Consider the following 24,427-nt stretch of genomic DNA (forward strand, 5'->3'; position numbering starts at 1 on the left):
AATAAAATCAGACAAACGCCTCACGCCGACATAAATTCAACCACGATCACCTATCTCATACCGTATTTTTGCCGCCAAAATGTAAAGAAACGATAATTTTAAGACAACTCTTAGCAAGCAATAAGACAACTCTTAGCAAACAAATTGCTAACGTATATAACCTGAAATTGTACCAAGTAACCAATTGTTTCTGGAAACGAATGGTGTCCCAATAACAATTAATAATTCAGGTTAATTCATTATGCTACGGAATGCGTCATTCACTGACGGGTATCAACCTGCGCGTCTCAGCCAACTTGCGCTCTTTATTTTATTGACCACCTCAGCAAGCAGCTGGGCGGCAGATAATAATCTGACGCCTCTTGCCGCACCGGACCGGGTGGATGAACAGCTGAATATCAACCAGCAGGATCGCCAGCGTGCGATTCAGCAACAATTAGCGCCACAAACGCCCGATGTACGTTTGCAGCCCCCCTCGTCATTCTTTACTAAACTGCAATTTCCTCAGGAACAACAGTGTTTTACGCTGTATCACATTATCCTGACCGGCAAAGAAGATTTTCCCTCCTGGCTGCGTATCCCGCTGCAACAGCTGGCCGATCAAGGTAAAGGTCAATGCCTGGGCGCTCAGGGTGTCAACCTGCTGATGAGCGCACTGCAAAACCGTCTGATCGACCATGGCTACGTCACCGCGCGCGTGATGGCGCCGCCGCAAAACCTGAAAACCGGCACCCTGCATATCACTCTGATTCCAGGCAAAACGCGCCAGATCGAATTGGCCAAAGAGAGCGATCGCTACGTGAGCCTCTGGAGCGCCATGCCAGCGCGTGAAGGCGAACTGCTAGATCTGCGTGATATCGAGCAGGGACTGGAAAACCTGCAGCGCGTGCCAACCGTACAGGCAGAAATGGCGATTGTTCCAGGCGAACAGCCAGGCGAAAGCGACATTGACGTGACCTGGAAACAGGAAAAAATGTGGCGTCTCGGTGCGACGCTCGATGACTCTGGCACCGAAACCACCGGTCGTTATCAAGGCGGCTTGACGCTGTATATCGATAATCCCTTCGCGCTCAGCGATCTGTTCTATATTTCCGGCAACCATGATCTGGAATCCGGCAGCGAAAAAGGCAGCAAGAACTACATGCTGCACTACTCTGTGCCGTTCGGTTACTGGATGGCGGGCGTCACCGCCAGCGGCTACGACTACAACCAGAATGTAGCGGGCGCGTATGAAGACTACAACTACAGCGGCAACAGCAAAAACCTTAACTTCCAGCTGAGCCGGGTGCTGTACCGCAGCGGCAGTCAGAAAACCTCGATGAGCTATGAAATTCTGACGCGCGAATCACAGAACTTCGTCAACGATACCGAAGTGGATGTGCAGCGGCGTAAAACCAGCGCCTGGCGTCTGGGCCTGCAGCACCGCCACTATTTCGGCGCCACCACGCTTGATGCCGCAGTGAGCTACCAGCGCGGCACTCGCTGGTTCGGCGCTATTCCGGCGCAGGAAGAGTATTTCGATGAAGGCACCGCACTGGCGAAAATTATCCAACTGAATGCACAACTCGATGTGCCGTTTACGCTGGGCAATCAGACCTTCCGCTACAACGTGCAGTATCTGCGCCAGATCAACCACACCAAACTAACGCCTCAAGATCAACTGTCGATTGGTAACCGCTGGACCGTGCGCGGCTTTGACGGTGAACGTACCCTGACGGCCGACAACGGCTGGTTCGTGCGCAACGATCTGGCCTGGCGCACGCCGCTGCCCAATCAGGAACTGTATCTCGGCGCTGACTACGGCGAAGTTGACGGCACGCGTGATTACCTCGTTGGAAAACATCTGGCGGGCGGCGTCCTTGGCCTGCGCGGCAACGCCTTTAACACGGGCTACGACCTGTTTGTCGGTGTGCCGTTCTCCAAACCGGAAGGTTTCCACACCAGCCCGGTCACCCTCGGTTTCAACCTCAGCTGGCAGTACTAAGGAGGCGCGTGATGAAGATTCCTGTTAATGGCTATCAGTTAACCGCCCCGCTGCTCGGCGGTCAGTTCAGCGAAGCGGAAGCACTTGGCGCGGCAGTCTGGCTGTGGATGCATTCGGCACAGCACCGCGATATTCCGCTCAGTGTGCTGCCAACGTTGCTGTTGCCCGCCATCAAACATCAGCAGTTTGTTATCGCCAGCCGCGATGATAAGCCCATGTTTTTCCTTAGCTGGGCGTGGATGGATGAAGAATCGGAACAACGCTACCTCACCGGCCCCGGCATTCTGGTGCAGCCGCAGGACTGGACCAGCGGCAACCGCCTGTGGTTCCGCGACTGGGTCGCGCCATTCGGCGACCAGCAGACGTTTCGCCGCATCGTCGGCGGCACGCTGTTTCCCCACTTATGTGGCCGGGCGCTGTACCACAAAGGGGCGGAACGCGGACAACGGGTACTGCAGTTCCGTGGCGATGACGTCACACAACAACAATTCAGACTCTGGCAGCAGAACACGCCGCTGGTTGCTTAACATCACTTTTAGCAGGGATAACTTTTCGTGAATAAGAACCTCTATCGCATCATTTTCAACAAAGCTCGCGGCCTGTTAATGGTGGTTTCCGAAATCAACCGCGGCCAGGGTAAAAGCGGTGCAAACGGCGTCGGCCATACGCTGAGCCAGCTGATTGGCCGCATGAAGCCCACCGCCTTCCTGACCATGACCGCACTCGGTCTGGTCACGCTCGCACCACAGGCGCTGGCGGCAGGGATTGTTGCCGACAAGAGCGCCCCGGGCGGCCAGCAGCCGAATATCATGCAGAGCGCCAACGGCACGCCGCAGGTCAATATCCAGACGCCGAGCGCGGGTGGTGTTTCGCATAACAAATACACCCAGTTTGACGTCGATAACAAAGGTGCCATCCTCAATAACTCGCATAAGCAAGTACAAACCCAGATGGGTGGATGGGTGGCGGGCAACCCATGGCTGGCGAAAGGCGAAGCCAAAATCATTCTTAACGAGGTCAACTCGCGCGACCCAAGCAAGCTGAATGGCTACGTCGAAGTCGCAGGCCGTAAGGCGCAGGTGGTCATTGCCAACCCGGCGGGCATCAGTTGCGACGGCTGTGGCTTCATTAACGCCAACCGCGCCACCCTGACCACCGGCACGCCGCAGATGACCAACGGCGAACTGCGCGGTTACCGCGTGGGCAATGGTGAGATCGTGGTTGAAGGCGCTGGCATGGACAGTAGCCGGCAAGACTACACCGACCTGATTGCCCGCACCGTGAAAGTGAATGCCGGTATCTGGGCGAAAGATGTGACCGTCACCACCGGTAAAAACGAAGTGGCCGCCGATAACAATAGGATTGTCGATAACAATAAGGTTGTCGATAACAACAGCGCCACCGCCAGCACTACAGCGGAGAGCGACAGCAGCGACGTCAAGCCGACGCTGGCGATCGACGTCGCCCAACTGGGCGGCATGTATGCCGGTAAAATCCGTCTGGTGGCGACCGAGCAAGGGGTCGGCGTCAGCAACAAAGGCACACTCGGCACGCAGGCGGGCGATATCACCATTAACGCTAATGGCGATATCGTTAACAGCGGCACCGTCAATGCCGGACAGGATCTGCTGCTGGGCGGTAAAAAAGTCGATAACAGCGGCACCCTGTTTGCCCAGCGCGACCATAGCACCACCGCCAGTGACGAGGTGACCAACAGCGGCCTGATCGCCGCCAAAGGCAACACCCGTGTGCGCGGCGCCACCATCCGCAACAGCAAAGGCGCGGCCATTGCCGCCGGGATGAAAACCGATGGCACGCTGGCCGACAGCGGCAATCTGACACTCGCCAGCGACGGCAAACTGACCAGTCAGGGTCAGGCGCTGGCCGGTGGCGATCTGAACGCCAGCGCCAGCCAGATTGATCTCAGCGGCAGCGATACCGCCGCGCATCACGCCACGCTGACCAGCAGCAGCGATATCATCACCGACGACGCGCAGTTGCTGGCAAGTGGCGACTTGAAACTCTCCGCTGCCGGTAAACTCAGCAACGATCGTGGCGTCATTAACGCCAATGCGCTACAGGTCAGTACGCCAGTTATCAGCAACCGTGGCGGACAGTTACTGCAAAGCGGCGACCGCGATCTGCAACTCAGCAGCAACAGCATTAATAACCAGAATGGCCGCATCGCGGCCAATGCCAAAAAATTCAGCGTACAGAGCGCCAGCCTGAATAACCAGAGCGGCACCATCATGGCGGCCGGTTCTGGCTCGCTGGATGTTGCGGCCAGCAATGAACTGAATAATCAGAACGGTACGCTGGCCGCCGCCAGCGATCTGGCCATCGCCACGCCGGTGTTGCACAACAATCTGGGGCAGATCTCCGCCAATAAACAGCTGACACTCGATGAGCAAAACACCAGCGCCCTCTCCCGCGCCGCAGCCACCAGCAGCGATCTGCGTATCAGCAATGAAGGGGGTCGTCTGGTGGCGGGTCAGCAGTTGATCTTCCGCGGTCGCGAGATTAATGGCAGCGGTGAAATTCTGTCGCTTGGTGATATGGATCTCAGCTTCGCGGACGGCTTCAGTAACAACAATAAAACGCTGGTGAACGGCGATCTGACGCTGAATGTAAACAATAGTCTGATCAATACAGCGCTGCTTGGCGCAGGCGGTAAGCTGAATGTGCAGGCCAGTAACATCGACAACCAGCTCACTGGCGAACTGAGCGCGCAGCAGACCACGCTGAACGCCAGCGATACGCTGAGCAACCGTGGCCTGATCGACGGCGTGTTGACCCGCATCAATGCCAGCACCGTGAACAATATCGGCACCGGCCGCATTTATGGCGACGGCCTGGCGATCGGCGCAGCGACGCTGAATAACCTGGCGGAAAATAACAGCACGGCCACCATTGCGGCGCGTCAGCGTCTCGATCTGGGCGTCGGCACGCTGAATAACCATACTCATTCACTGATCTACAGCGGTGGCGATCTGGCTATTGGTGGCAATCTCGATGAAAACGGTGTGGCCAGCGGCAAAGCGGGCGTCCTTAACAACCACAGTGCCACAATAGAGTCTGTCGGCAATATGGCGCTCAGCTTCACCGCGCTGAACAATATCAACGACAATTTTGTAACCCGCTTCGTACAACTGTCACAGAAGCAGAAAAATGAGTATATGGTGGTCGACCTGAATAATGGCGTTCACTATAGCCCTGACGACTACAACATCAGTTTCTACAAAAATGAAGTGCGTCATATCTGTATTGAAGGTGTGGTGTGTGGTCGTGACCACTATTATCAGTACAGCTACACCGAAACGGTGCGCGAAGAACAGATCGCCCAGAGCGATCCAGCGAAAATTATCGCGGGCGGCCAGATCTCACTCTCCGGCGATAAGCTCCTGAACGACAAGAGCCAGATTATTGCTGGCGGCAGCCTGCTGACCGCCGTCAAAGAACTGCTGAACACCGAAGTCACTGGTCAGAAACTGACGGAAAAAGTCGGACAGGTGATTGAGTGGGATCGTATTCATAAGAAAGGCACCGACAGCCAGAAAGCCAGAGCGTCCGCCTATACCCCGCCAACGGAAATTCAGTCTATCAGCCTCAGCCCGAGCGTGATGAAGGAAAATACCCAGGCGACCAACAACGTGCCATCGTTGGCGGATTATGCCGCGCAGCGTGTGGAAGTGGCCGGACAGAACACCGATGTCATTCGTTCCATGACACCGGACGCTTCTCTGCCAACCGGCAGCCTGTTCACCACCCTGCCGGATGCCACCAGCAGCTATCTGATTGAAACCGATCCGCGTTTCACCAATCAGAGAACCTGGCTGAGTTCCGACTATATGCTGAGCCAGTTGCGGACCGATCCGTCGATCACGCAAAAACGCCTCGGCGATGGTTTCTATGAACAGCGCCTGGTGCGCGAGCAGATCGTTGAGCTGGTCGGCCAGCGTTACCTGGCGGATTACACCAGCGATGAAGAACAGTACAAAGGTCTGATGGAAGCGGGCGTCAGCTTCGCGAAGAAATTCAACCTGGTACCGGGCGTGGCGCTGACCGCCGAGCAAATGAAGCAGATCACCCAGGATATGGTGTGGCTGGTGGCGCAGGATATGAAGATGCCAGATGGCACCACCCAGCGCGTGCTGGTCCCGCAGGTTTATGCTCAGGTGCAGCAAGGCGATATGGACGGCAGCGGCGCACTGCTAGCGGGTAAGAACGTCAGCATCGGTGTCAGCGGCGGCATGCTGAACAGCGGTCGCATCAACGCGACCCAACTGGTCAGCATTTCCGGTGACGAGATCGTGAATGTGGGCGGCATCATCGCCGGTAAATCCGTGTCCCTGCAGGCAACCAACGACATCACCAATACCGGTGGCACGGTACGTGCGACCGATACCCTGCTGGCACAGGCCGGACGTGATATCACCGTCGCCAGCGAGACCAATCACGCCGAGAGCCAGAACGGCAGCAACCGTTTCAGCCGTGACAATATCGACCGCGTGGCGGGCATGTATGTGCAGGGTGACGACGGCAAACTGCTGCTGCAGGCAGGCCGTGATGTCAATCTGCAGGCCGCGCAGGTGGTCAGTTCCGGTGAAAACAGCCAGACGCAGATCGCCGCTAACCGCGATATCAATATGACCACCATTACCACCGGCAGCAGCGACAAGGTGGTATGGGATAAAGATAACCACGTCACGCAGACGCTGACTCAGGTACAGGGCAGTGACGTCACCAGTGACGGTAATATCACGCTGAATGCTGGCAATAATATTAACGCTCAGGCGGCGAAACTGAATGCCGATCGGCAGCTTGCGCTGACGGCCACCAATGATATCAACCTCGGCAGCGCCAGCAGCCAGGAATATCTCGATATGAACTCGAAGGTGAAAGGTTCCGGCTTCCTGTCGAAACGCACCACGACCACCCGCGCCGGCTACGATGCCACGCTGGCGAACGGCAGCAGCCTCGGCGGGGAAAATATCGCCGTCAGCGCGGGTAACAACCTGAATATCACCGGCAGCGCTGTGGCGGCGGATCGGGATCTGGCGCTGCGTGCCGGTAACGACCTCAACGTCACGGCGGCAGAAGAGAGCCGCGACAGCTGGTCGATGAAGAAAACCACCAAGTCGGGCCTGATGAGCAGCGGCGGCATTGGCTTCTTTGTCGGTTCAATCAAAGAGGCCTCAACTTCTGATACTGACACACTGACCCATCACAACCGCACGCTGGGCAGCGTCGATGGCGATACCCGTCTGGTCGCAGGCAATAATATCGCCGTGCAGGGTTCTGATGTGATCGCTGGTAACGACATCAATATGGTGGCGAACAACATCACCATTGATGCCGCGAATAACCAAAGCACTACCGACACTACGTACGAACGCAAACAGACAGGGCTGACGTTGGCGCTGTCCGGCGCGATTGGCAGCGCGATCAACACCGCCTACACCAGCGCGAAAGCCGCCGATGAGCAGCAGGATGGCCGTATGGCATCGCTGCAGAAGCTGAAATCCGGTCTGGCAGGCGTACAGGCCGCTCAGGCGGCAGTACTGGCGTCGCAGAACACCACCGACCAGAACGCCATTGGTGTCAGCCTGTCGCTGAGTACCTCGAAGTCGAAGAGCGAGAGCCACAGCGAAGCGGTCAACGCCTCCGGCAGCACCGTGCAGGCGGGCAACAATATCAACCTAATGGCGACCGGTTCAGAGAATGGCGACGATGGCGATCTGACCATCGGCGGCAGTCAGCTGAAAGCGGGCAATGATGTGCTGCTGTCGGCAAACCGCGATATCAACCTGCTGTCAGCGCAGAATACTCAGTTGCAGACCGGCAAAAACAGCAACAGCGGTGGCGGCATCGGCATCAGCATCGGTGCGGGCCAGGGCGGTGCAGGAATCAGTGTGTTTGCCAATGCCAGTAAAGGTTCCGGTAACGAGAATGGCGATGGCCTGACACATACAGAAACCACCGTCGACGCCGGTAATAAGCTGACGGTCAACAGCGGGCGTGACACTACCCTGCGCGGCGCACAGCTGAGTGCCGATCAGGTTGTCGCCAATGTCGGCCGTAACCTGACGCTGCAGAGTGAGCAGGACGTTAATAACTACGACTCGAAGCAAAAAAACAGCTCAGCAGGCGCCAGTTTTACCTTTGGCAGCATGACTGGCAGCGTCAGCGCCAACGTGGCGAAGGACAAAATCCACAGCACCTATAACAGTGTGCAGGAACAAACCGGCATCTTCGCGGGTGACGGCGGCTTCGATATCACTGTCGGTAACCACACGCAGTTGGATGGCGCCGTGATTGGCAGCACCGCCAGCGAAGATAAAAACCGTCTCAGTACTGGCACGCTGGGCTTCAGCAATATCAACAACAGTGCAGAGTTTGAGGTGTCACACAGCAGCGTCGGTATCAGCACTGGCGGGCTGGGCGCGCAGGATCTGCTGAAAAACGCCGTGCAAAATCTGGCGGCCAATGGCCTGGGAGCGGGTGGCAGCGATGGGAATGCTTCCGGTACGACTTATGCTGCCGTTTCTCCGGGTTCGCTGATTATCCGTGACCAGGCGAACCAGCAGCAGGATGTCAGCGAGCTGAGCCGCGATGTCGAGCACGCTAACCAAAGTATCAGCCCAATCTTCGATAAAGCGAAGGAACAGCAGCGTCTAAGCCGATTGCGATTGATTGGTGATATCGCGAATCAGGCTGTCGATATTACCCTGACTCAAGGCCAGATTCAGGCGAACAATGCGGGAATTAAAGAAGCTGGGGAGTGGGATGGTAAAGAAAAGCGTGATGTTTACTGGAATCGAGTCAAAAACACAGAAGCTTATAAAAGCGTGAGTGACCAGTATAAGGCAGGGGGTGATCTTGACCGTGGAGTTCGAGCTGCTGCGGCTGCAATTACTGCTCTGGCTGGTGGAGACCCTGCGAAAGCGCTGGCCGCAGGAGCTGCGCCTTATATGGCTGGAGTAGTAAAAGGCATGACAGTAGGTTTTGATGAAGACCCTACTGCCGGTCAAATTGCGGCAAATGCCATTGGACATGCTGTATTAGGCGGTGTGGTTGCGGAATTGTCAGGAACAAATGCTGCTGCAGGCGCCATAGGCGCGGCGAGTGGAGAACTCGCTGCACGTGCTATTCGTGAATATTTATACCCTGGTATTAAAACGGAAGATCTCAAACCAGAAGAGCGCACTAAGATTAGCAATCTGGCATCACTGGCAGGAGCCCTTGCTGGCGGGCTCAGCACGGATACTTCTTCTGGTGTTATCACTGCACATGATTCCAGTAAAAATGCCGTGGACAACAATGATTTGTTAAGCCCTGGTATGATGTCCTGGGGTTCTGGTGCGGTGTCACTCGCCAAATATGAGATTGAGCAGGGTAAAACACCTGAGCAGGTCAGTGAATCACTACGCATCTACAACAGAGGCACCCTTTCCGAGAATCAGGATCCGGTAAGAGGATTATTGCAAGCCTGGGGCTTCTTTATGGTTAATGCCCTGACACTCGGTGGAGGTAGTACAGTGACGGGTGGAGCAATCACAGTCAATGGACTCATCGGTGGTGCAGCCAATATTAATAATCAGGTAATAACGATGAAACCGGGTGAAAAAATAAGTTACACCGATGCTTTAATTGCTACAGGCGTCAGCGCCGTCACCACTGGGAAGAGCTTTCTGGCAACCCAGGTTTGGGGGATGAGCGGAGCCTATGTTGGCAGTAAAATTAAGGGTGATCAAGATTCTACTGGGGCTGTTACTGGCGCTGGTGTCGGTAACGTTGCCGGTGCCACTACGTCGACCATTATCAGTGGCGCAGCGGGTACGAAATTGCCGAAACCTGCAGCGGATATGCTGGGAAGTACTTTTGGATCCGCTGTTTCTGAGGGGACCGGGACAGTAATCCAGAAAGCAATTGATAAGAAACCACAGGATCAACAAGGAAAATAAACCGTGAGTACAAAAAAACCTCGCTTTAGTACACTTTTCTTTCTGATGGGAGGCTGCTTCCTGGCGCTCTCCTGCACGGTGGCACTTGTCTATTTTGGGGTATGGCTCTACTACCAGTTTATCCTGCAAATGCCATCAGGTATGCAGTGGCAACCGTTACTGACTAAGGCTCTGCGAATTGGCATCGCTTCAGGGCCAGTCATTGGCCTGGGTGTCTGGATACATATGCGCATGGAATACAGTAAAGGAGATAAACGGTGAAACGGTTGCTGCGTTCTGCGAACGCAGCGGTCATTCTGACCGCTGCAGGCTGTGCCTTTATTCCAGACCATACTTTTTTCGTCCCCCCACCTCAAAGTGCTCATGCCCCATGGCTGAGGATTGTCGATAACACTGAGCAAACCAGCCTTTATCAAATGCTCAATGGTGAAAGCAAAGGTGGACTAATACGCTCCAGTGAGTGGGTATTACAGAATACAGTGGATCGGGGGATGCCAAAAGTTGCCGGAGAGAAATACAATATTGACTACTACGAAACGCAACTCATTGCAGGTGCAGAAACCGAAGTCGTCAATGTTTACGTTGAAGGTAAGCATACCTGCCTTGTGGATACTTATTTCACGCCGGAAGAAGGGAAGCTTTATCAGTTCCAACTGGAAACCGATACATTGCAGTTCCGCTGTCGCGTTCATGCCAGTGAAATCGTGAAAGACAGTAATGGTATGTGGCAGTTGAAGCCATTAAATACGGTACGCTACACAGCCAAAGCAGGCAGTGGCTGGCATCCGATGCACAGTGGCATTTAACAAAGCATAGTTGTACTAGATAAAAACTGAGTGCCTGAATTTGGCACCCTTTTAACTGGGTTTGCGATGGACAAACACGGCAGAATCGCCGTTATGGTAAATAACTGCTTTGGCAATTTACCTGATGCCCTTCTTGCAATCGCTGATGCTGAATCATTACTCGATCAACTACATGATTACTTATGGGAAGAATCACAGATGTTTTGTTTTTACCCGAAAAATAAGGAAGAAAACACAACACATTATCTCTATTCTGCATCAAAATTCAGCCATATTCAGAACAGACAACAGGTTGAACAGTGGATTGATAATTACAAAATCAACGACCTATTTCCCAGAATACATCGCGAACAACCATAGATTACAGTTCACTTCCCATTGCGCATAAAATCATAAAAAGGTTTCATCATGATATTACAACTGCGTGACCGCCCTGTTCTGATGAAGTCTGTTTATCTTCTTTCAACCGAGCTTAAATCTGACTCTGAGTATGTCATGCAGGTGCAACGATTAACGCTGGATCAATCGAAACCGTTTATGGGACTCAAAGGGACACAGGGTCTTTTTGGTTCCAAAGAGTGGTGGGAAAATATCACTCAGGGAAAAATGCGTTTACTGCACAGATCTGGCACGATCACAAGAACCTATGTGGCAGGACAAGATCCCTCTCCGGTAGATAACTGTTTCAGTTTGCGGCTGGATGATGGATCTGTCATTGAAGAAAGCATTTATAGCCATATCGATGATGAAGATAAGAAGCTGTTCCGCCCGGGAGCCAGGGTGGATATCGTTTATGCACTTGATGAACTTAAGAGAACATCAGCCAATGGCGATAAATGCTATTCTGATATCGTGCTGGAAATAGCGATTTCTTTACAACCAATTAAATGATAACGAAATACGCTAATTAAAATAATGACGCCTTTACAATATCGCACTCCCCCACCTCTGGTGGGGAGTTGTTAGTCTTAAAAACTGAGCGCAGCATTACTGTAAAATACTCATTGCTTTTCAAACCCCTTAGGAATGAAACAAGTGAAAAGTTACTGCGAAATAATCTGGCAATGATAACACTTCTCTCTTCAGGCTGTTCTATTATGCCAAACAACTCTTTTTTCATTCCGCCTCATGAAACCAATAATTCCCCGTGGGTACGTATCGTAGATAATACAGAACAGACAAGTATCTACCAGACGTTAAACGGCAAACGCACTGGCGGTCTTATTCGTTCCAGTGAATGGGTATTACAAAACAGCCAGGATCGTGGAATGCCAAAAGTATCCGGAGAGAAATACGATATTGACTACTACGAAACACCATTAGTGTCTGGTGTTGAAACAGCGATTATCAACGTTTATGTTGAAAGCAAATACTTATGCCTGATCACCACCCGCTTTATTCCGGAAAAAGGCAAAAAATATGAATTCCAGTTGGAGACCGATACGCTGCATTATCAATGTCGTGCGATTGCCAGCGAAATCGTGCAGAACAGCAATGGCCAGTGGCAGCGCATACCACTGCAAAACGTGCGCTACAGCGCGAAAGAAGGAAATGGCTGGCATCCGATGCACAGTGGGATCGGATCATAGAGATTGCAGCGAAAAAGCTGCGCGACATTATCCACTTTCGACCCCAGTCGTACGGTGGATAACGTCAGCGAAAGCGTATAACCGATGACAAATTACAGGTGACGAAAGCGGTTCTGAACGCCAAACGTCTCCGAGGTGACATAACGTTCAATGTTGCGCAAGCGCTGTTCGCTGGCCTGCAACGTCGCATCAGCTTCATTCAGCAATTGGCTAGGGGTACGAGCCGTCTTTTCATCCTCAAATTCCATTCCCGCTGGAGCCGGATCGAGCATAAAAGTCAGGATGATGTAAGCCACCACGGTGAAAAAGAACAGGCCGAAAAATATCGACAGCACCGTAATCAGCCGTACGAGCTTCACTGGCACGTCAAAATAACGTGCTAAACCAGCGCAAACCCCCTTCAGCATACCTTCTTCCGGTAAACGGTATAATTTTTTACCTGACCACGTATTTTTCATTACGATTTTCTCCAGTCCGGGTGTTCTGCATCCAGAATGTCTTCCAGTGCTCTGATACGCTCGCGCATACGGGTAGACTCTTCCGTTAAACGCGTCAGACGTTGTATATCGTTTTGTCCCAGTTGAGCACTGTTTTTACGCTGACTGTAATGTAGCCAAAGCCATATCGGTGCCACAAACAACATGAAAATGGTCAGCGGAATGGCAAGAAACAACGCACTCATTGTGTCTCCTTAGTTATTATTTACACGCCCTATGGCGGCTGCCGTTTTCTAACGACAGCCATCCGATGGCGTTTACGCTCTAATTACTCTGCTGGCTTAACTTTAGCTTTAAGTGCCGCCAGCTGCGCGCTGATTTCATCGTCCGCTTTCAGCTCGGCAAACTGCTGATCCAGCGATTTTTGTTTCCCCAGCCCGTGGCTTTCCGCTTCCGCCTCCATCGTGTCGATACGACGTTCGAACTGATCGAAACGCGCCATGGCTTCGTCCAGCTTACCGCTATCCAACTGGCGGCGCACATCACGTGACGATGCCGCAGCCTGATGGCGTAACGTCAGCGCCTGCTGGCGAGCGCGGGTTTCGCTCAATTTGTTTTCCAGCTCGCCGATTTCACGCTTCATACGCTCCAGCGTTTCATCCACACTTTCGGCTTCATGCTGCAACACCGCGATCAGGTCAGTCAGCTTCTGCTTTTCAATCAGCGCCGCACGAGCCAGATCGTCTTTATCTTTACGCAGCGCCAGCTCGGCTTTTTCCTGCCATTGATCTTGCTGACCGTGCGCTTGTTCAATACGGCGGGCAATCTGTTTCTTTTCTGCCAACGCCCGCGCCGAGGTTGAACGCACTTCAACCAGCGTATCTTCCATTTCCTGAATCATCAGCCGCACCAATTTCTGCGGATCTTCAGCTTTATCCAGCAATGAATTGATGTTGGCGTTCACGATGTCGGCAAAACGAGAAAAAATACACATAATTACATCCTCTTCATGATTTCCAGCGTCTGATTACGCCTGATTTATCACCGTGACCAGCCGATCCAGTCGCGATCTCCCTATAGGTATATCAATAAGCATGCCAATTTTTAATTTAATCTAACTAATTGAAAATAAAAGAATAGATAATTTTGACTATTTTTCCTTTTCCGTTAGATTAGTCAAATACGCTAATAGTTGGTAAAAATAACACGGTGAAACATCATGCTTCAGGAAAAAGAGAACCTGCTCGGCGAAGCCAACAGCTTTCTGGAGGTACTGGAACAGGTGTCGCAGTTGGCACAACTGAATAAGCCCGTGCTGGTGATTGGCGAACGCGGTACTGGTAAAGAGCTGATCGCCAGCCGTCTGCATTACCTTTCCCCGCGTTGGCAAGGGCCGTTCGTTTCCCTCAACTGCGCGGCGCTCAACGAGAATCTGCTCGACTCCGAGCTATTTGGTCATGAAGCCGGTGCCTTTACCGGGGCACAGAAACGCCATCTGGGGCGCTTCGAACGCGCCGACGGCGGAACGCTGTTTTTGGATGAGCTGGCTACCGCGCCGATGCTGGTGCAGGAAAAATTATTGCGGGTGATCGAATACGGCATGCTGGAACGTGTCGGCGGCCGAGATCAGCTACAGGTTGATGTGCGTCTGGTATGCGCGACCAATGACGATCTGCCTGCGCTTGCCGCCAGCGGTAAATTCCGCGCGGACCTGCTCGACCGTTTGGCCTTTGACGTTGTCCAGCTCCCGCCGCTGCGTGAACGCCAACAGGACATCATGTTGCTGGCAGATAACTTTGCGATTCAGATGTGCCGCGAATTGCATCTGCCGCTCTTTCCCGGTTTTACGCCAGCCGCACGCGAGACGCTGCTGAATTACGGCTGGCCGGGCAATATTCGTGAGCTGAAAAACGTGGTTGAACGTTCGGTGTACCGCCACGGCGACAGCGAGCAACCTCTCGATGCCATCATTCTGAACCCCTTCCGCCGAACTCCCGCTGTTCAGGAAACGCCATCGCGTACGGTAATCGGCCAGCCGGATTTACCGCTGGAGATGAAACCGTGGCTGTTGGAACAAGAGAAAGGCTTGATCGAACGGGCATTGAATCAGGCAAAGTTTAACCAGCGTAAGGCTGCTGAACTGCTGGGATTAACCTATCACCAACTGCGTGGATTGCTAAAGAAACACGATATTGTGGTGAATGAGTAAGAGGCGGGAAAGAAAATGCGGGCGAATTAACGCCCGCAGAGGAAATGGATTAATAGGTTAACAGCACGCGATTACGGCTCCGTTCCCCATACCAGCGTGCCTTTATCGTGCACGGTGATCTTATCCCAGTTAGCGTAGCTCGTGACGTTAGCGCCGTATGAATAGTCGTTGGTTTCATTCACATTGCTCCAGTCACCGGCGTGGATACGCACCTGCACTTCACCGGTTTCCGCGCCCGGCTGAAGGGAGCCAGCTCCGCTGCTGAAGGTCACCAGAACATAGCGATTAGCCTTATCGGTGCTGGCGGCTGGCGTCCCCGTGCTGGTCACAATGTTGTGAGGACCAACGTTCGCCCAGTCAACAAAGAGGTTCGCGCCAGGTTTGCCATCATCATGGAAGTAGTAACGCACTTGCAGATCGCTCAGTTTGATCGGCGTACTTCCGGTATTTTTGATGTTGACGGCCATACGAATCGCATCATCGGAAGGGTTGTTATCGACATTACGATATTGCAGCACGACGTCACCCGTTGTTCCGTTACCCGGGTTAGTCGGTTCCGTTGGCGGAGTCGGTGTATCGCCACCATTATCGCCATTGCTCAGATCCGCACCTGCACGAATCTGCTCTCTGACAAATTTGCCTGACGTCGACAGATTCTGCTCCGTCCAGCCACCTGATTTGCTCGCACCCGGAGCCAGCGCCGCAGACGCTTCTGACTTATCGGTAAGCGACCAGTTCACCCAGCTTACGCCACGGTTATTCAGGAAATCGATCCAAGTCTGTGATTCAGGCAGGAACGGTCCACCGTTGCCGGACGCATCGCTGGTGCCCCACTCGCTGACGAAAATCGCCGCGCCACGGCTTTGCGCATAGTCAATACGGTCGCGCAGGAACTGCCCGTGCGTACCTGCATAGAAATGCAACGCGTAAAGGATATTCGGATCGGGCAGCTGATTATCCGCTGCATCGTGGATATCCTGACTCCAGGTACCCGTACCGACGATAATCAGGTTATCGGGATCTTTGCTACGGATAGTGTCAGTCACTTCCAGCGCATAAGGCCGAATTTGCCCGTTCCATGTCACGCCGCCGTTTGGCTCATTAGCGATTTCATAAATCACGTTCGGCGAGTTGCCATACAGCCCCGCCATTTCGGCAAAGAAGGTTTTTGCCTGTGCTTTATAAATATTCGGATCGTTATCCGACAAGATATGCCAGTCGATGATGATGTAAACGCCGAGGCTTTGCGCCGCCGCAACGGCCTCTTTTACCTTATTGGCGAGGGAGGGATTGGAAATATAGCCATCCGCCGCCGTGTACATGGCGACGCGGAATACGTTAATCCCCCAGTCATCACGCAGCCACTTCATCGAATCTTTGTTGACATAGTCACCAAACCACTGCAAACCGTGCGAACTGACCCCTCTCAGTTGCACCCTTTTCCCCTGTTCATCCACCAGTCGTCCGTTTTCGATGGACAGCTGACCATGCGTTTCTACCGGCGTAGCGGATAATGCTGAAAAGCTGAGTGACATCCCCAGCACCGTTGTTACCACCCCTAACGTCAATTTCCTGACGATTTGATTCCTTCTCATCCACATATTCCTTATCTCCATTGTGTACACCCATGATCTTGGGTGTAGGCATGATAAGGGAGATTTTTGTTCCCGCAAACAATTTAGGAAATTTCCAAACCATATTGATTTTATTAATTATTTACAGGAAAATAGAAAGCAGGGTAAGCATCTGACGAAGTCATTTTTTAGGCAAAAAAAAGCCAGCACGTAGGCTGGCTAAAATAATACTGGAAGCAATGTGAGCAATGTCGTGCTCTCCTTCAGTGCCTGCGAGAAGCCACCGTCGAAGTGCGAAAATGATGATAATAGTTATCAGTATCATCTGTAAAGTACTTTGTTGAGAATTTTTCTCATTACCATACTGATTATGGGGTTCCTGCCAGCCTCATCGCTGTCGATTACAGGCTTAGTATCCGATCGGGTTAAACAGCCTATGGCTGTAAAAATCCGGGATCGCCTCAATCAGGCGTAGCTGGCTTAACGCAGGATGTAGCGGATTAATCAGTGCATTACGCATGCTGCCAAACGGCTTAACCGCGCTGGTCGGTACCCAAACCACCAGCGATTGCCCGGCGTTCAGGCAGCGCGACCCCAGTGCCTGCACGTCCGGCATAAAGGGATAGCGATGCCAGTCTTCAGGCAGCATGTCCAACGTGATGGATTCTTGCGGGACATCGTCCGGCAGTTCATACACGCCCAAACGATAGCTGGCGGGCAGCAACTGCGGTGAAGGGAGATAATTCCCCATTTCCAACATCGCGACGGCAGGCGTTTCACTGAAATATAGCACCGGCGTGTTGGGCTGATTGAAACGCGCACCGTGCTGGAAACTTACGCCCGTTTGTCCTGAAAACGCCTCCAACCAGACCGCTTTAGTAATGCGGTAAAGCCTCATATAAATTCGCCGTATTCAATACGATTCAGCGCATTATCAACCAACTGACGCCCTTTGTGCGTATCCAGCATTTCCGCCGGCGTTTTCCCGCCAAAGGCCGGAATGCCGCTCTCCATCCACAGCTGCGCCTTCGCTTCATCTTCAAACGTCGTCATGGCTTTCAGCCACAGGCGAAACGTCTCCAACGCAGCTTCCCCCTGCTCCAGCGTTAAATGCTTACGACGGAATAAACGGGAGATATTAGACGGATCGACGGACAGTGCCGAGCCAATCAACTTACGGCTTAGCCCGCTGGCATCCGCACCGCGCTTCAACATCGCGCCGGAGATCCCGCCGCGCACGACATTAACGAACATTAACGGGTCATGGAAAACGCCATCAGGCAACTCGGCTTCACGAGCAAAGTTTTCAACTTTAAGACTAATTTCTGCATTCATGGTTATTTCCTCGTCATTATGACTTAACTATAGCATTCACTATGACGTTTTCAATCATTCGTCTGGTGACTCAAACGGTTGGAAAGTCGCCAGACGCGCATAACAAGAGTGGGGAGGATGCCAAGAGTACGATACACTCTGTCTATAACCGTCTTGACTGAAAAATCCCGTATGTTCGGAAAAACCTGTTTCGCACTGGCACTCACCTGGCTAGCGTTGCCTGCACTGGCCGCACCACCGTCCGTGCTAACGCCGCCTGCTCCGCTGGAAAATATTCGCCAGAGCGGTTTTGTCTATTGCGTCAATGATGTCCTGAACACGTTTAACCCGCAGATGGCGCGCAGCGGCGTCACGATTGATACGCTGGCGGCGCAGCTTTACGACCGCCTGCTGGATGTCGATCCTTATACCTATCGTCTGATGCCAGAACTGGCTCAACGCTGGGAAGTCTTGGATAACGGTTCGACATACCGTTTCTACCTGCGCCGCGATGTGCCGTTTCAGCACACCGCCTGGTTCAGCCCAACCCGTAATATGAACGCTGACGACGTGATATTCAGCTTCCAGCGCATGCTGGACAAAAAGCACCCGTATCATGATGTCAACGGCGGCGAATACCCCTATTTCGACAGCCTGCAATTCGCCGATTCGGTGCAAAGTATCCGCAAGCTGGGCGAGTACAGTATTGAGATCCGGCTCAACAGCCCGGACGCCTCTTTCCTCTGGCATCTGGCCACACACTACGCTCCGGTTCTGTCCGCGGAATACGCGCAGCGTCTGGCAAACGAGGACAAAAAAGAGCTGTTGGATCGCGAACCGGTCGGCACCGGCCCTTATCTGCTCGATGAATACCGCAACGGGCAATATATCCGACTGACGCGCAACGGCGATTATTGGCGCGGCCTGCCACGTATGCGGCAGGTGGTTGTCGATCTCGGCGCCGGCGGGACAGGCCGCTTATCCAAGCTGCTGACCGGTGAATGTGATGTCCTTGCCTATCCGGCGGCCAGCCAGTTGACGATCCTGCGTAATGACCCGCGTCTGCGTCTCTCACTGCGTCCCGGCATGAACGTCGCCTATCTGGCCTTCAACGTGCGTAAAACGCCGTTGGACGACCGCCGCGTACGGGAAGCCATCGCGCTGGCGATCAATAACGACAGGCTGATGCAGTCGATCTATTACGGTACGGCGGAAACGGCGGCGTCGATTCTGCCCCGCGCCTCGTGGGCGTACGACAATGAATCGCAGATTACGGAATATAACCCGCAAAAAGCGCGACAAATCTTGCAGGAACTGGGGCTGACGAACCTCAACCTGCGCCTGTGGGTACCCAGCGCGTCGCAGTCCTACAACCCCAGTCCGCTGAAAACGGCAGAGCTGATACAGGCCGATCTGGCGCAAATTGGCGTCACCGTGACCATCGTTCCGGTGGAAGGTCGTTTTCAGGAAGCGCGACTGATGGAGCTTAGCCACGATTTAACGCTGGCAGGCTGGGCAACGGACAGTAACGATCCGGACAGTTTTTTCCGACCATTGCTAAGCTGCGCGGCGATTCGCTCCCAGAGCAACTACGCGCACTGGTGCGATCCCACTTTTGATGAAGTGCTGCAAAACGCGCTCTCGTCACAGCAGCTTTCTAAGCGGATTGACTATTATCAGCAGGCACAGCGCATTCTGGCGGAGCAGTTACCCGTTCTGCCGCTGGCGTCGTCATTACGACTGCTGGCCTACCGCTATGATATGAAAGGGCTGGTATTGAGTCCCTTCGGCAATGCCTCGTTCGCGGGCGTCTTCCGCGAGGATCAACAGGCGCAGCAGAAGCCTTCTGCACCGGAAACCGTGGAGGAAGCACAGCCGTGATTATCTTTACCTTGCGACGTCTGGTGCTACTGATAGTGACCTTGTCACTGCTGACGCTGGTTGGCTTTAGCCTCAGCTACTACACTCCCAACGCCCCGCTCAACGGCGCCGCGCTGTTTGATGCCTATCACTTTTACCTCACCAGCCTGCTTCAGGGGGATTTCGGTCGCTCCAGCATTAACGGACAGGCCATCAGCGAGCTGCTGAAAGAAGTGTTCCCGGCCACGATTGAGCTTTGTCTGCTGGCGTTTGCGCTCTCGCTGCTGGTCGGTATTCCGCTGGGCATTACCGCTGGCGTGATGCAGAACCGCGGCGCGGACATTGTAATCAGTACGCTGGCGCTCATTGGTTTTTCCCTGCCCGTGTTCTGGCTGGCGCTGCTGCTGACGCTCTTCTTCTCGCTGCACCTCGGCTGGCTACCGGTTTCAGGCCGTTTCGACCTGCTCTATCAGGTGAAAACCGTCACCGGATTTGCACTGATTGATGCGTGGCTGTCAGATTCACCCCATCGCGGTGAAATGATCGTCAGCGCCATCCGCCACCTGATTTTACCGATTACCGTGCTGGCCGTCGGGCCGACCACCGAAGTGATTCGCCTGATGCGCGTTAGCACTACGGAAATTATCAGCAAAAACTACATTAAAGCGGCAGCCACCCGCGGACTGTCGCGCTTTACGATCATTCGTCGTCACCTGATTCATAACGCGCTGCCGCCGATTATTCCCAAACTGGGATTACAATTTTCCACGATGCTGACGCTGACGATGATTACCGAAGTGGTCTTTAACTGGCCGGGTATCGGTCGCTGGCTGGTGAACGCCATTCGCCAGCAGGACTTCGCGGCCATTTCTGCGGGCGTGATGGTGGTTGGTGCAATGGTCATCACGGTCAACATCCTGTCCGATATTTGGGGCGCCATGGCAAATCCGTTGAAACACAAGGAATGGTATGCCCTACGATAACGTTTATAGCGAAAAGCGGCTGCCTAGCCGACTAGGCGATACCTGGCGGGCATTCCATCAGGACATGCTGGCGATGGTCGGGCTATACGGCTTTCTGATCCTGATCGGCCTGTGTTTGTTCGGCAAATTTCTCGTACCTTATGAAGTTGATCAGCAATTTTTGGGCTATCAGTTGCTGCCTCCTTCCTGGTCGCACTATGGTGAAGTGTCGTTCTTTCTTGGCACCGACGATTTAGGCCGCGATCAGCTAAGCCGTCTGTTGAGTGGTGCAGCGCCGACGGTCGGCGCGTCGCTCATCGTCACCTACGCGGCAGCGCTGTGCGGCATCGTGCTGGGCGTCTTTGCGGGCGTCACGCGCGGGCTACGCTCTGCGATGCTCAACCATATTCTGGATACGCTGCTGTCCATTCCGTCGCTGCTGCTGGCGATTGTCGTCATCGCCTTTATCGGCCCTAAGCTCGAGCACGCGATGCTCGCCGTCTGGCTAGCGCTGTTACCACGCATGGTGCGCACCATCTACAACGCTGTACACGATGAAATGGACAAAGAGTACGTGATCGCCGCCCGCCTCGACGGCGCTTCCACGCTTTATCTGGTCTGGTACGTTGTGCTGCCAAACATTGCCGCACTGCTGGTCTCCGAATTTACCCGCGCGCTGTCGATTGCCATTCTGGATATCGCTGCACTGGGCTTTCTCGATTTGGGCGCGCAGCTGCCGACGACCGAATGGGGTGCCCTGCTTGGCAACTCGCTGGAGCTGGTTTATGCCGCACCGTGGACCGTGATGCTGCCCGGTGCGGCTATTGCACTGAGCGTGTTAATCGTCAACCTGCTGGGCGACGGCATCCGCCGTGCGCTCGTCGCGGAAACGGAATAAGAGGCGACGACTCCCTATGCCATTACTTGATATCCGTAATCTGACGATTGAATTTCTGACCGCCGACGGCGCGGTAAAAGCTGTCGACCGCGTCAGTATGACGCTGAGTGAGGGTGAGATTCGCGGGCTGGTGGGCGAATCGGGCTCAGGTAAAAGCCTGATCGCCAAAGCCATCTGCGGGATCACCAAAGAAAACTGGCGCGTGACCGCCGATCGTTTCCGCTTCGATGATATCGACCTGCTACAACTGTCGTCGCGCGAGCGGCGTAAGCTGGTCGGCCATAACGTCTCCATGATTTTCCAGGAGCCGCAATCCTGTCTCGATCCGTCCGAAAGTGTGGGCCGTCAGCTGGTACAGGCGATTCCGAGCTGGACGTACAAAGGCCGCTGGTGGCAGCGGTTTAACTGGCGCAAGCGCCGCGCGATCGAACTGCTGCACCGCGTCGGGATTAAAGATCACAAAGATATTATGGGCAGCTACCCTTATGAGCTGAGCGACGGCGAGTGTCAGAAAGTGATGATTGCCATCGCGCTGGCAAACCAGCCGCGCCTGCTGATTGCCGATGAACCGACCAACGCGATGGAATCCACCACGCAGGCGCAGATTTTCCGCCTGCTGTCGCGCCTGAACCAGAACAATAACACCACGATTCTGCTCATCAGCCATGACCTGCAAACCATGAGCAAATGGGCTGACCGGATCAACGTGCTCTATTGTGGGCAAACGGTGGAGAGCGCCACCTGTGAAGATTTGATCACCGCGCCGCACCACCCCTATACGCAGGCGCTGATTCGCGCAATGCCCGATTTCGGTCGTTCTCTGCCGCACAAAAGCCGGCTAAACACTCTGAACGGGGCGATCCCCTCGTTAGAGCACCTGCCGATTGGCTGCCGGCTTGGTCCGCGCTGCCCGTATTCACAAAAACAGTGTATGCAAACGCCGCCGCTGCTTTCCGTTAAGAACCACTTATATGCGTGCCACTTTCCGCTCAACATGGAGGAACCGTGATGGTTGAGATGCTGTTTGAAGCCCGCAACCTGACCAAGACGTTCCGCTACCGGACCGGGCTGTTCCGTCGTCAACATGTTGAGGCGGTGAAATCCGTCAGCTTTACACTGCGTGAACGGCAAACGCTCGCCATCATCGGCGAGAACGGATCGGGGAAATCAACGCTGGCTAAAATGCTGTCGGGCATGATCGCGCCGACGTCCGGCGAGCTGGTTATCGATGACCATCCGCTGCACTACGGCGATTACCGCTACCGCAGCCAGCGCATCCGCATGATCTTTCAGGATGCGAGCAACGCGCTTAATCCGCGCCAGCGCATCGGGCAACTGCTGGATGTTCCGCTGCGACTGAATACCGATCTCAGCGCCGAAGCGCGTGAAAGAGCGATTAATCAGGCGCTGCATCAGGTCGGGCTACGTCCCGATCACGCCTATTACTATCCGCATGCGCTCGCGCCAGGGCAAAAACAGCGTGTCGGTCTGGCACGTGCGCTGATCCTGCAACCGAAAGTGATTGTCGCCGATGAGGCACTGGCGTCACTGGATATGTCTATGCGGTCACAGATTATCAATCTGATGCTGGAGTTACAGGAAAAGCACGGTATCTCTTATATTTACGTGACGCAGCATCTGGGCATGATGAAGCACATCAGCGACCAGATTCTGGTGATGCAGGCAGGCGAAGTGGTCGAACGCGGCAGTACCGCCGATGTGTTGTCCGCCCCGCTTCATGACCTGACGAAACGTTTGATTGCCAGCCACTTCGGCGAAGCGCTCAGCGCCGACGCCTGGCGACGCGACGGCGCACAACGTTAATCCCCGCGACAGCCACAGGGCTGTGGAAAAAGGCGGATACTGCTCGGAGTACCCCTGCCGTCCCCAACATGGTAGAATCGCGCGGTTTATTCATCTCGGTCGTCACTCGCCACGTATGTTTACAGGCGCAGAGGTGGCGATCGCAGCAACAATGATCACAAGGATTACTGCTATGGGTTTTCTTACCGGTAAGCGCATTCTGGTAACAGGTGTTGCCAGTACCCGTTCTATTGCCTACGGTATTGCACAAGCAATGCAGCGTGAGGGTGCCGAACTGGCCTTCACGTATCAGAACGAAAAATTGAAATCACGCGTTGAAGGCTTTGCCAGCGAACTGGGTTCCAGCATCGTTCTGCCGTGTGATGTCGCTGAAGATGCCAGCATCGAAGCACTGTTTACCGAACTGGCTAATGTATGGCCGAACTTTGATGGCTTCGTGCACTCCATTGCTTACGCACCGGGCGATCAACTGGACGGTGACTACGTTGATGCCGTTACCCGTGAAGGTTTCAGCATTTCTCACGATATCAGCTCTTACAGCTTCGTCGCGATGGCGAAAGCCTGCCGTAAGATGCTGAACCCGGACTCTGCGCTGGTTACCCTATCCTACCTGGGTGCTGAGCGTGCCATCCCTAACTACAACGTAATGGGTCTGGCAAAAGCGTCTCTGGAAGCAAACGTACGTTACATGGCGAACGCCATGGGTGCTCAGGGCGTGCGCGTCAACGCCATCTCTGCGGGCCCGATTCGTACACTGGCTGCATCCGGCATCAAAGACTTCAAGAAAATGCTGTCGCATTGCGAAGCCGTTACGCCAATCCGCCGTGTCGTTACCATTGAAGACGTGGGCAACTCTGCTGCGTTCCTGTGTTCCGATCTGGCTGCCGGTATCTCCGGTGAAGTTCTGCACGTTGACGGCGGCTTCAGCATCGCTGCAATGAACGAGTTGGAACTGAAGTAAGTCATCAAAAGTAGCCTATCAGGGATAGGCTACTTTTTTATTTAA

The 24,427-nt window shown here is 53.9% G+C and carries 21 protein-coding genes; 15 read left to right on the forward strand and 6 right to left on the reverse strand.

The window, feature by feature from the left end; genetic code table 11:
* Positions 1-241 precede the first annotated feature (241 nt).
* The 8 genes from LOZ86_RS11640 to LOZ86_RS11675 all read left to right on the forward strand — a co-directional run bounded on the left by LOZ86_RS11640 (position 242) and on the right by LOZ86_RS11675 (position 12,343).
* Positions 242-1,984, forward strand: a complete 1,743-nt coding sequence (locus tag LOZ86_RS11640; protein ID WP_165708239.1) for a ShlB/FhaC/HecB family hemolysin secretion/activation protein — start codon at positions 242-244, stop codon at positions 1,982-1,984.
* 11 nt (positions 1,985-1,995) lie between these two features.
* On the forward strand, positions 1,996-2,511 hold the full coding sequence (locus LOZ86_RS11645) for a toxin-activating lysine-acyltransferase (RefSeq protein ID WP_165708241.1): 516 nt from the start codon (positions 1,996-1,998) through the stop codon (positions 2,509-2,511).
* Positions 2,512-2,538: 27 nt separating this feature from the next.
* Complete coding sequence (locus LOZ86_RS11650; protein WP_230242042.1) at positions 2,539-9,948, forward strand: hemagglutinin repeat-containing protein; 7,410 nt, start codon at positions 2,539-2,541, stop codon at positions 9,946-9,948.
* Positions 9,949-9,951: 3 nt separating this feature from the next.
* The gene (locus LOZ86_RS11655) at positions 9,952-10,209 is read left to right on the forward strand and encodes a hypothetical protein (protein ID WP_039480929.1); all 258 of its coding nucleotides are present in this window, start codon (positions 9,952-9,954) and stop codon (positions 10,207-10,209) included.
* Positions 10,206-10,754, forward strand: coding sequence for a hypothetical protein (locus LOZ86_RS11660; protein ID WP_225969825.1), 549 nt, complete (start codon positions 10,206-10,208; stop codon positions 10,752-10,754). The genes LOZ86_RS11655 and LOZ86_RS11660 overlap by 4 nt, the downstream gene beginning before the upstream one ends.
* Positions 10,755-10,820: 66 nt before the next feature.
* A complete protein-coding gene (locus LOZ86_RS11665) occupies positions 10,821-11,114 on the forward strand; it encodes a hypothetical protein (RefSeq protein ID WP_052012016.1) in 294 nt (97 codons plus the stop codon).
* Between the two features lie 48 nt (positions 11,115-11,162).
* The gene (locus LOZ86_RS11670; RefSeq protein ID WP_039480931.1) at positions 11,163-11,645 is read left to right on the forward strand and encodes a hypothetical protein; all 483 of its coding nucleotides are present in this window, start codon (positions 11,163-11,165) and stop codon (positions 11,643-11,645) included.
* Between the two features lie 68 nt (positions 11,646-11,713).
* Positions 11,714-12,343: a hypothetical protein gene (locus LOZ86_RS11675; RefSeq protein WP_230242049.1), complete on the forward strand. Its 630-nt coding sequence runs from the start codon at positions 11,714-11,716 to the stop codon at positions 12,341-12,343.
* Positions 12,344-12,435: 92 nt separating this feature from the next.
* Here the strand turns inward: LOZ86_RS11675 and pspC are convergent, their stop codons facing one another.
* The 3 genes from pspC to pspA form a co-directional block, all read right to left on the reverse strand.
* Positions 12,436-12,801 (reverse strand): envelope stress response membrane protein PspC, encoded by a 366-nt coding sequence (gene pspC, locus LOZ86_RS11680; protein ID WP_039480935.1) that lies wholly within the window; start codon positions 12,799-12,801, stop codon positions 12,436-12,438.
* Entirely contained in the window at positions 12,801-13,025 is a 225-nt protein-coding gene (gene pspB / locus LOZ86_RS11685; protein ID WP_039471726.1) for an envelope stress response membrane protein PspB, read from the reverse strand. Before pspB ends, pspC begins: the two co-directional genes overlap by 1 nt.
* An 83-nt stretch (positions 13,026-13,108) precedes the next feature.
* Positions 13,109-13,774 carry a phage shock protein PspA gene (gene pspA / locus LOZ86_RS11690; RefSeq protein ID WP_230242056.1) on the reverse strand — a complete coding sequence of 222 codons (666 nt, stop codon included), beginning with the start codon at positions 13,772-13,774 and terminating at the stop codon, positions 13,109-13,111.
* A gap of 225 nt (positions 13,775-13,999) precedes the next feature.
* Between pspA and pspF the strand changes: the two genes are divergently transcribed.
* Entirely contained in the window at positions 14,000-14,989 is a 990-nt protein-coding gene (gene pspF / locus LOZ86_RS11695; RefSeq protein ID WP_039480937.1) for a phage shock protein operon transcriptional activator, read from the forward strand.
* Between the two features lie 71 nt (positions 14,990-15,060).
* Here pspF and LOZ86_RS11700 read toward each other — a convergent pair whose 3' ends face one another.
* From LOZ86_RS11700 to parS, 3 genes are all read right to left on the reverse strand, one after another.
* The gene (locus LOZ86_RS11700) at positions 15,061-16,590 is read right to left on the reverse strand and encodes a cellulase family glycosylhydrolase (protein WP_039480939.1); all 1,530 of its coding nucleotides are present in this window, start codon (positions 16,588-16,590) and stop codon (positions 15,061-15,063) included.
* Between the two features lie 382 nt (positions 16,591-16,972).
* Positions 16,973-17,461 (reverse strand): RES family NAD+ phosphorylase, encoded by a 489-nt coding sequence (locus LOZ86_RS11705; RefSeq protein WP_039480942.1) that lies wholly within the window; start codon positions 17,459-17,461, stop codon positions 16,973-16,975.
* A complete protein-coding gene (gene parS / locus LOZ86_RS11710; RefSeq protein WP_010276743.1) occupies positions 17,458-17,898 on the reverse strand; it encodes an Xre family toxin-antitoxin system antitoxin in 441 nt (146 codons plus the stop codon). Before parS ends, LOZ86_RS11705 begins: the two co-directional genes overlap by 4 nt.
* Before the next feature lie 171 nt (positions 17,899-18,069).
* Between parS and sapA the strand changes: the two genes are divergently transcribed.
* The 6 genes from sapA (at position 18,070) to fabI (ending at position 24,382) form a co-directional block, all read left to right on the forward strand.
* A complete protein-coding gene (sapA, locus tag LOZ86_RS11715) occupies positions 18,070-19,758 on the forward strand; it encodes an ABC transporter substrate-binding protein SapA (protein WP_111778662.1) in 1,689 nt (562 codons plus the stop codon).
* Positions 19,755-20,720, forward strand: a complete 966-nt coding sequence (gene sapB / locus LOZ86_RS11720) for a putrescine export ABC transporter permease SapB (protein ID WP_014915699.1) — start codon at positions 19,755-19,757, stop codon at positions 20,718-20,720. The genes sapA and sapB overlap by 4 nt, the downstream gene beginning before the upstream one ends.
* The gene (gene sapC, locus LOZ86_RS11725; protein ID WP_039480947.1) at positions 20,707-21,597 is read left to right on the forward strand and encodes a putrescine export ABC transporter permease SapC; all 891 of its coding nucleotides are present in this window, start codon (positions 20,707-20,709) and stop codon (positions 21,595-21,597) included. Before sapB ends, sapC begins: the two co-directional genes overlap by 14 nt.
* Before the next feature lie 16 nt (positions 21,598-21,613).
* A complete protein-coding gene (sapD, locus tag LOZ86_RS11730; protein WP_039480949.1) occupies positions 21,614-22,606 on the forward strand; it encodes a putrescine export ABC transporter ATP-binding protein SapD in 993 nt (330 codons plus the stop codon).
* Positions 22,606-23,421 carry a putrescine export ABC transporter ATP-binding protein SapF gene (gene sapF, locus LOZ86_RS11735; protein WP_039480952.1) on the forward strand — a complete coding sequence of 272 codons (816 nt, stop codon included), beginning with the start codon at positions 22,606-22,608 and terminating at the stop codon, positions 23,419-23,421. Before sapD ends, sapF begins: the two co-directional genes overlap by 1 nt.
* A gap of 172 nt (positions 23,422-23,593) precedes the next feature.
* On the forward strand, positions 23,594-24,382 hold the full coding sequence (gene fabI, locus LOZ86_RS11740) for an enoyl-ACP reductase FabI (protein ID WP_230242058.1): 789 nt from the start codon (positions 23,594-23,596) through the stop codon (positions 24,380-24,382).
* Positions 24,383-24,427: the final 45 nt, after the last annotated feature.

The sequence above is a fragment of the Pectobacterium parvum genome (assembly GCF_020971565.1).
Taxonomy (GTDB): domain Bacteria; phylum Pseudomonadota; class Gammaproteobacteria; order Enterobacterales; family Enterobacteriaceae; genus Pectobacterium; species Pectobacterium polare.

Excerpts from the sequence above, each read along its gene's own strand:
- LOZ86_RS11640 (WP_165708239.1), top strand. The coding sequence starts at position 242 with ATGCTACGGAATGCGTCATTCACTGACGGGTATCAACCTGCGCGTCTC.
- LOZ86_RS11645 (WP_165708241.1), top strand. The coding sequence starts at position 1,996 with ATGAAGATTCCTGTTAATGGCTATCAGTTAACCGCCCCGCTGCTCGGC.
- LOZ86_RS11665 (WP_052012016.1), top strand. The coding sequence starts at position 10,821 with ATGGACAAACACGGCAGAATCGCCGTTATGGTAAATAACTGCTTTGGC.
- LOZ86_RS11670 (WP_039480931.1), top strand. The coding sequence starts at position 11,163 with ATGATATTACAACTGCGTGACCGCCCTGTTCTGATGAAGTCTGTTTAT.
- pspC (WP_039480935.1), bottom strand. The coding sequence starts at position 12,801 with ATGAAAAATACGTGGTCAGGTAAAAAATTATACCGTTTACCGGAAGAA.
- pspB (WP_039471726.1), bottom strand. The coding sequence starts at position 13,025 with ATGAGTGCGTTGTTTCTTGCCATTCCGCTGACCATTTTCATGTTGTTT.
- pspA (WP_230242056.1), bottom strand. The coding sequence starts at position 13,774 with ATGTGTATTTTTTCTCGTTTTGCCGACATCGTGAACGCCAACATCAAT.
- pspF (WP_039480937.1), top strand. The coding sequence starts at position 14,000 with ATGCTTCAGGAAAAAGAGAACCTGCTCGGCGAAGCCAACAGCTTTCTG.
- LOZ86_RS11700 (WP_039480939.1), bottom strand. The coding sequence starts at position 16,590 with ATGTGGATGAGAAGGAATCAAATCGTCAGGAAATTGACGTTAGGGGTG.
- LOZ86_RS11705 (WP_039480942.1), bottom strand. The coding sequence starts at position 17,461 with ATGAGGCTTTACCGCATTACTAAAGCGGTCTGGTTGGAGGCGTTTTCA.
- parS (WP_010276743.1), bottom strand. The coding sequence starts at position 17,898 with ATGAATGCAGAAATTAGTCTTAAAGTTGAAAACTTTGCTCGTGAAGCC.
- sapA (WP_111778662.1), top strand. The coding sequence starts at position 18,070 with ATGTTCGGAAAAACCTGTTTCGCACTGGCACTCACCTGGCTAGCGTTG.
- sapC (WP_039480947.1), top strand. The coding sequence starts at position 20,707 with ATGCCCTACGATAACGTTTATAGCGAAAAGCGGCTGCCTAGCCGACTA.
- sapD (WP_039480949.1), top strand. The coding sequence starts at position 21,614 with ATGCCATTACTTGATATCCGTAATCTGACGATTGAATTTCTGACCGCC.
- sapF (WP_039480952.1), top strand. The coding sequence starts at position 22,606 with ATGGTTGAGATGCTGTTTGAAGCCCGCAACCTGACCAAGACGTTCCGC.
- fabI (WP_230242058.1), top strand. The coding sequence starts at position 23,594 with ATGGGTTTTCTTACCGGTAAGCGCATTCTGGTAACAGGTGTTGCCAGT.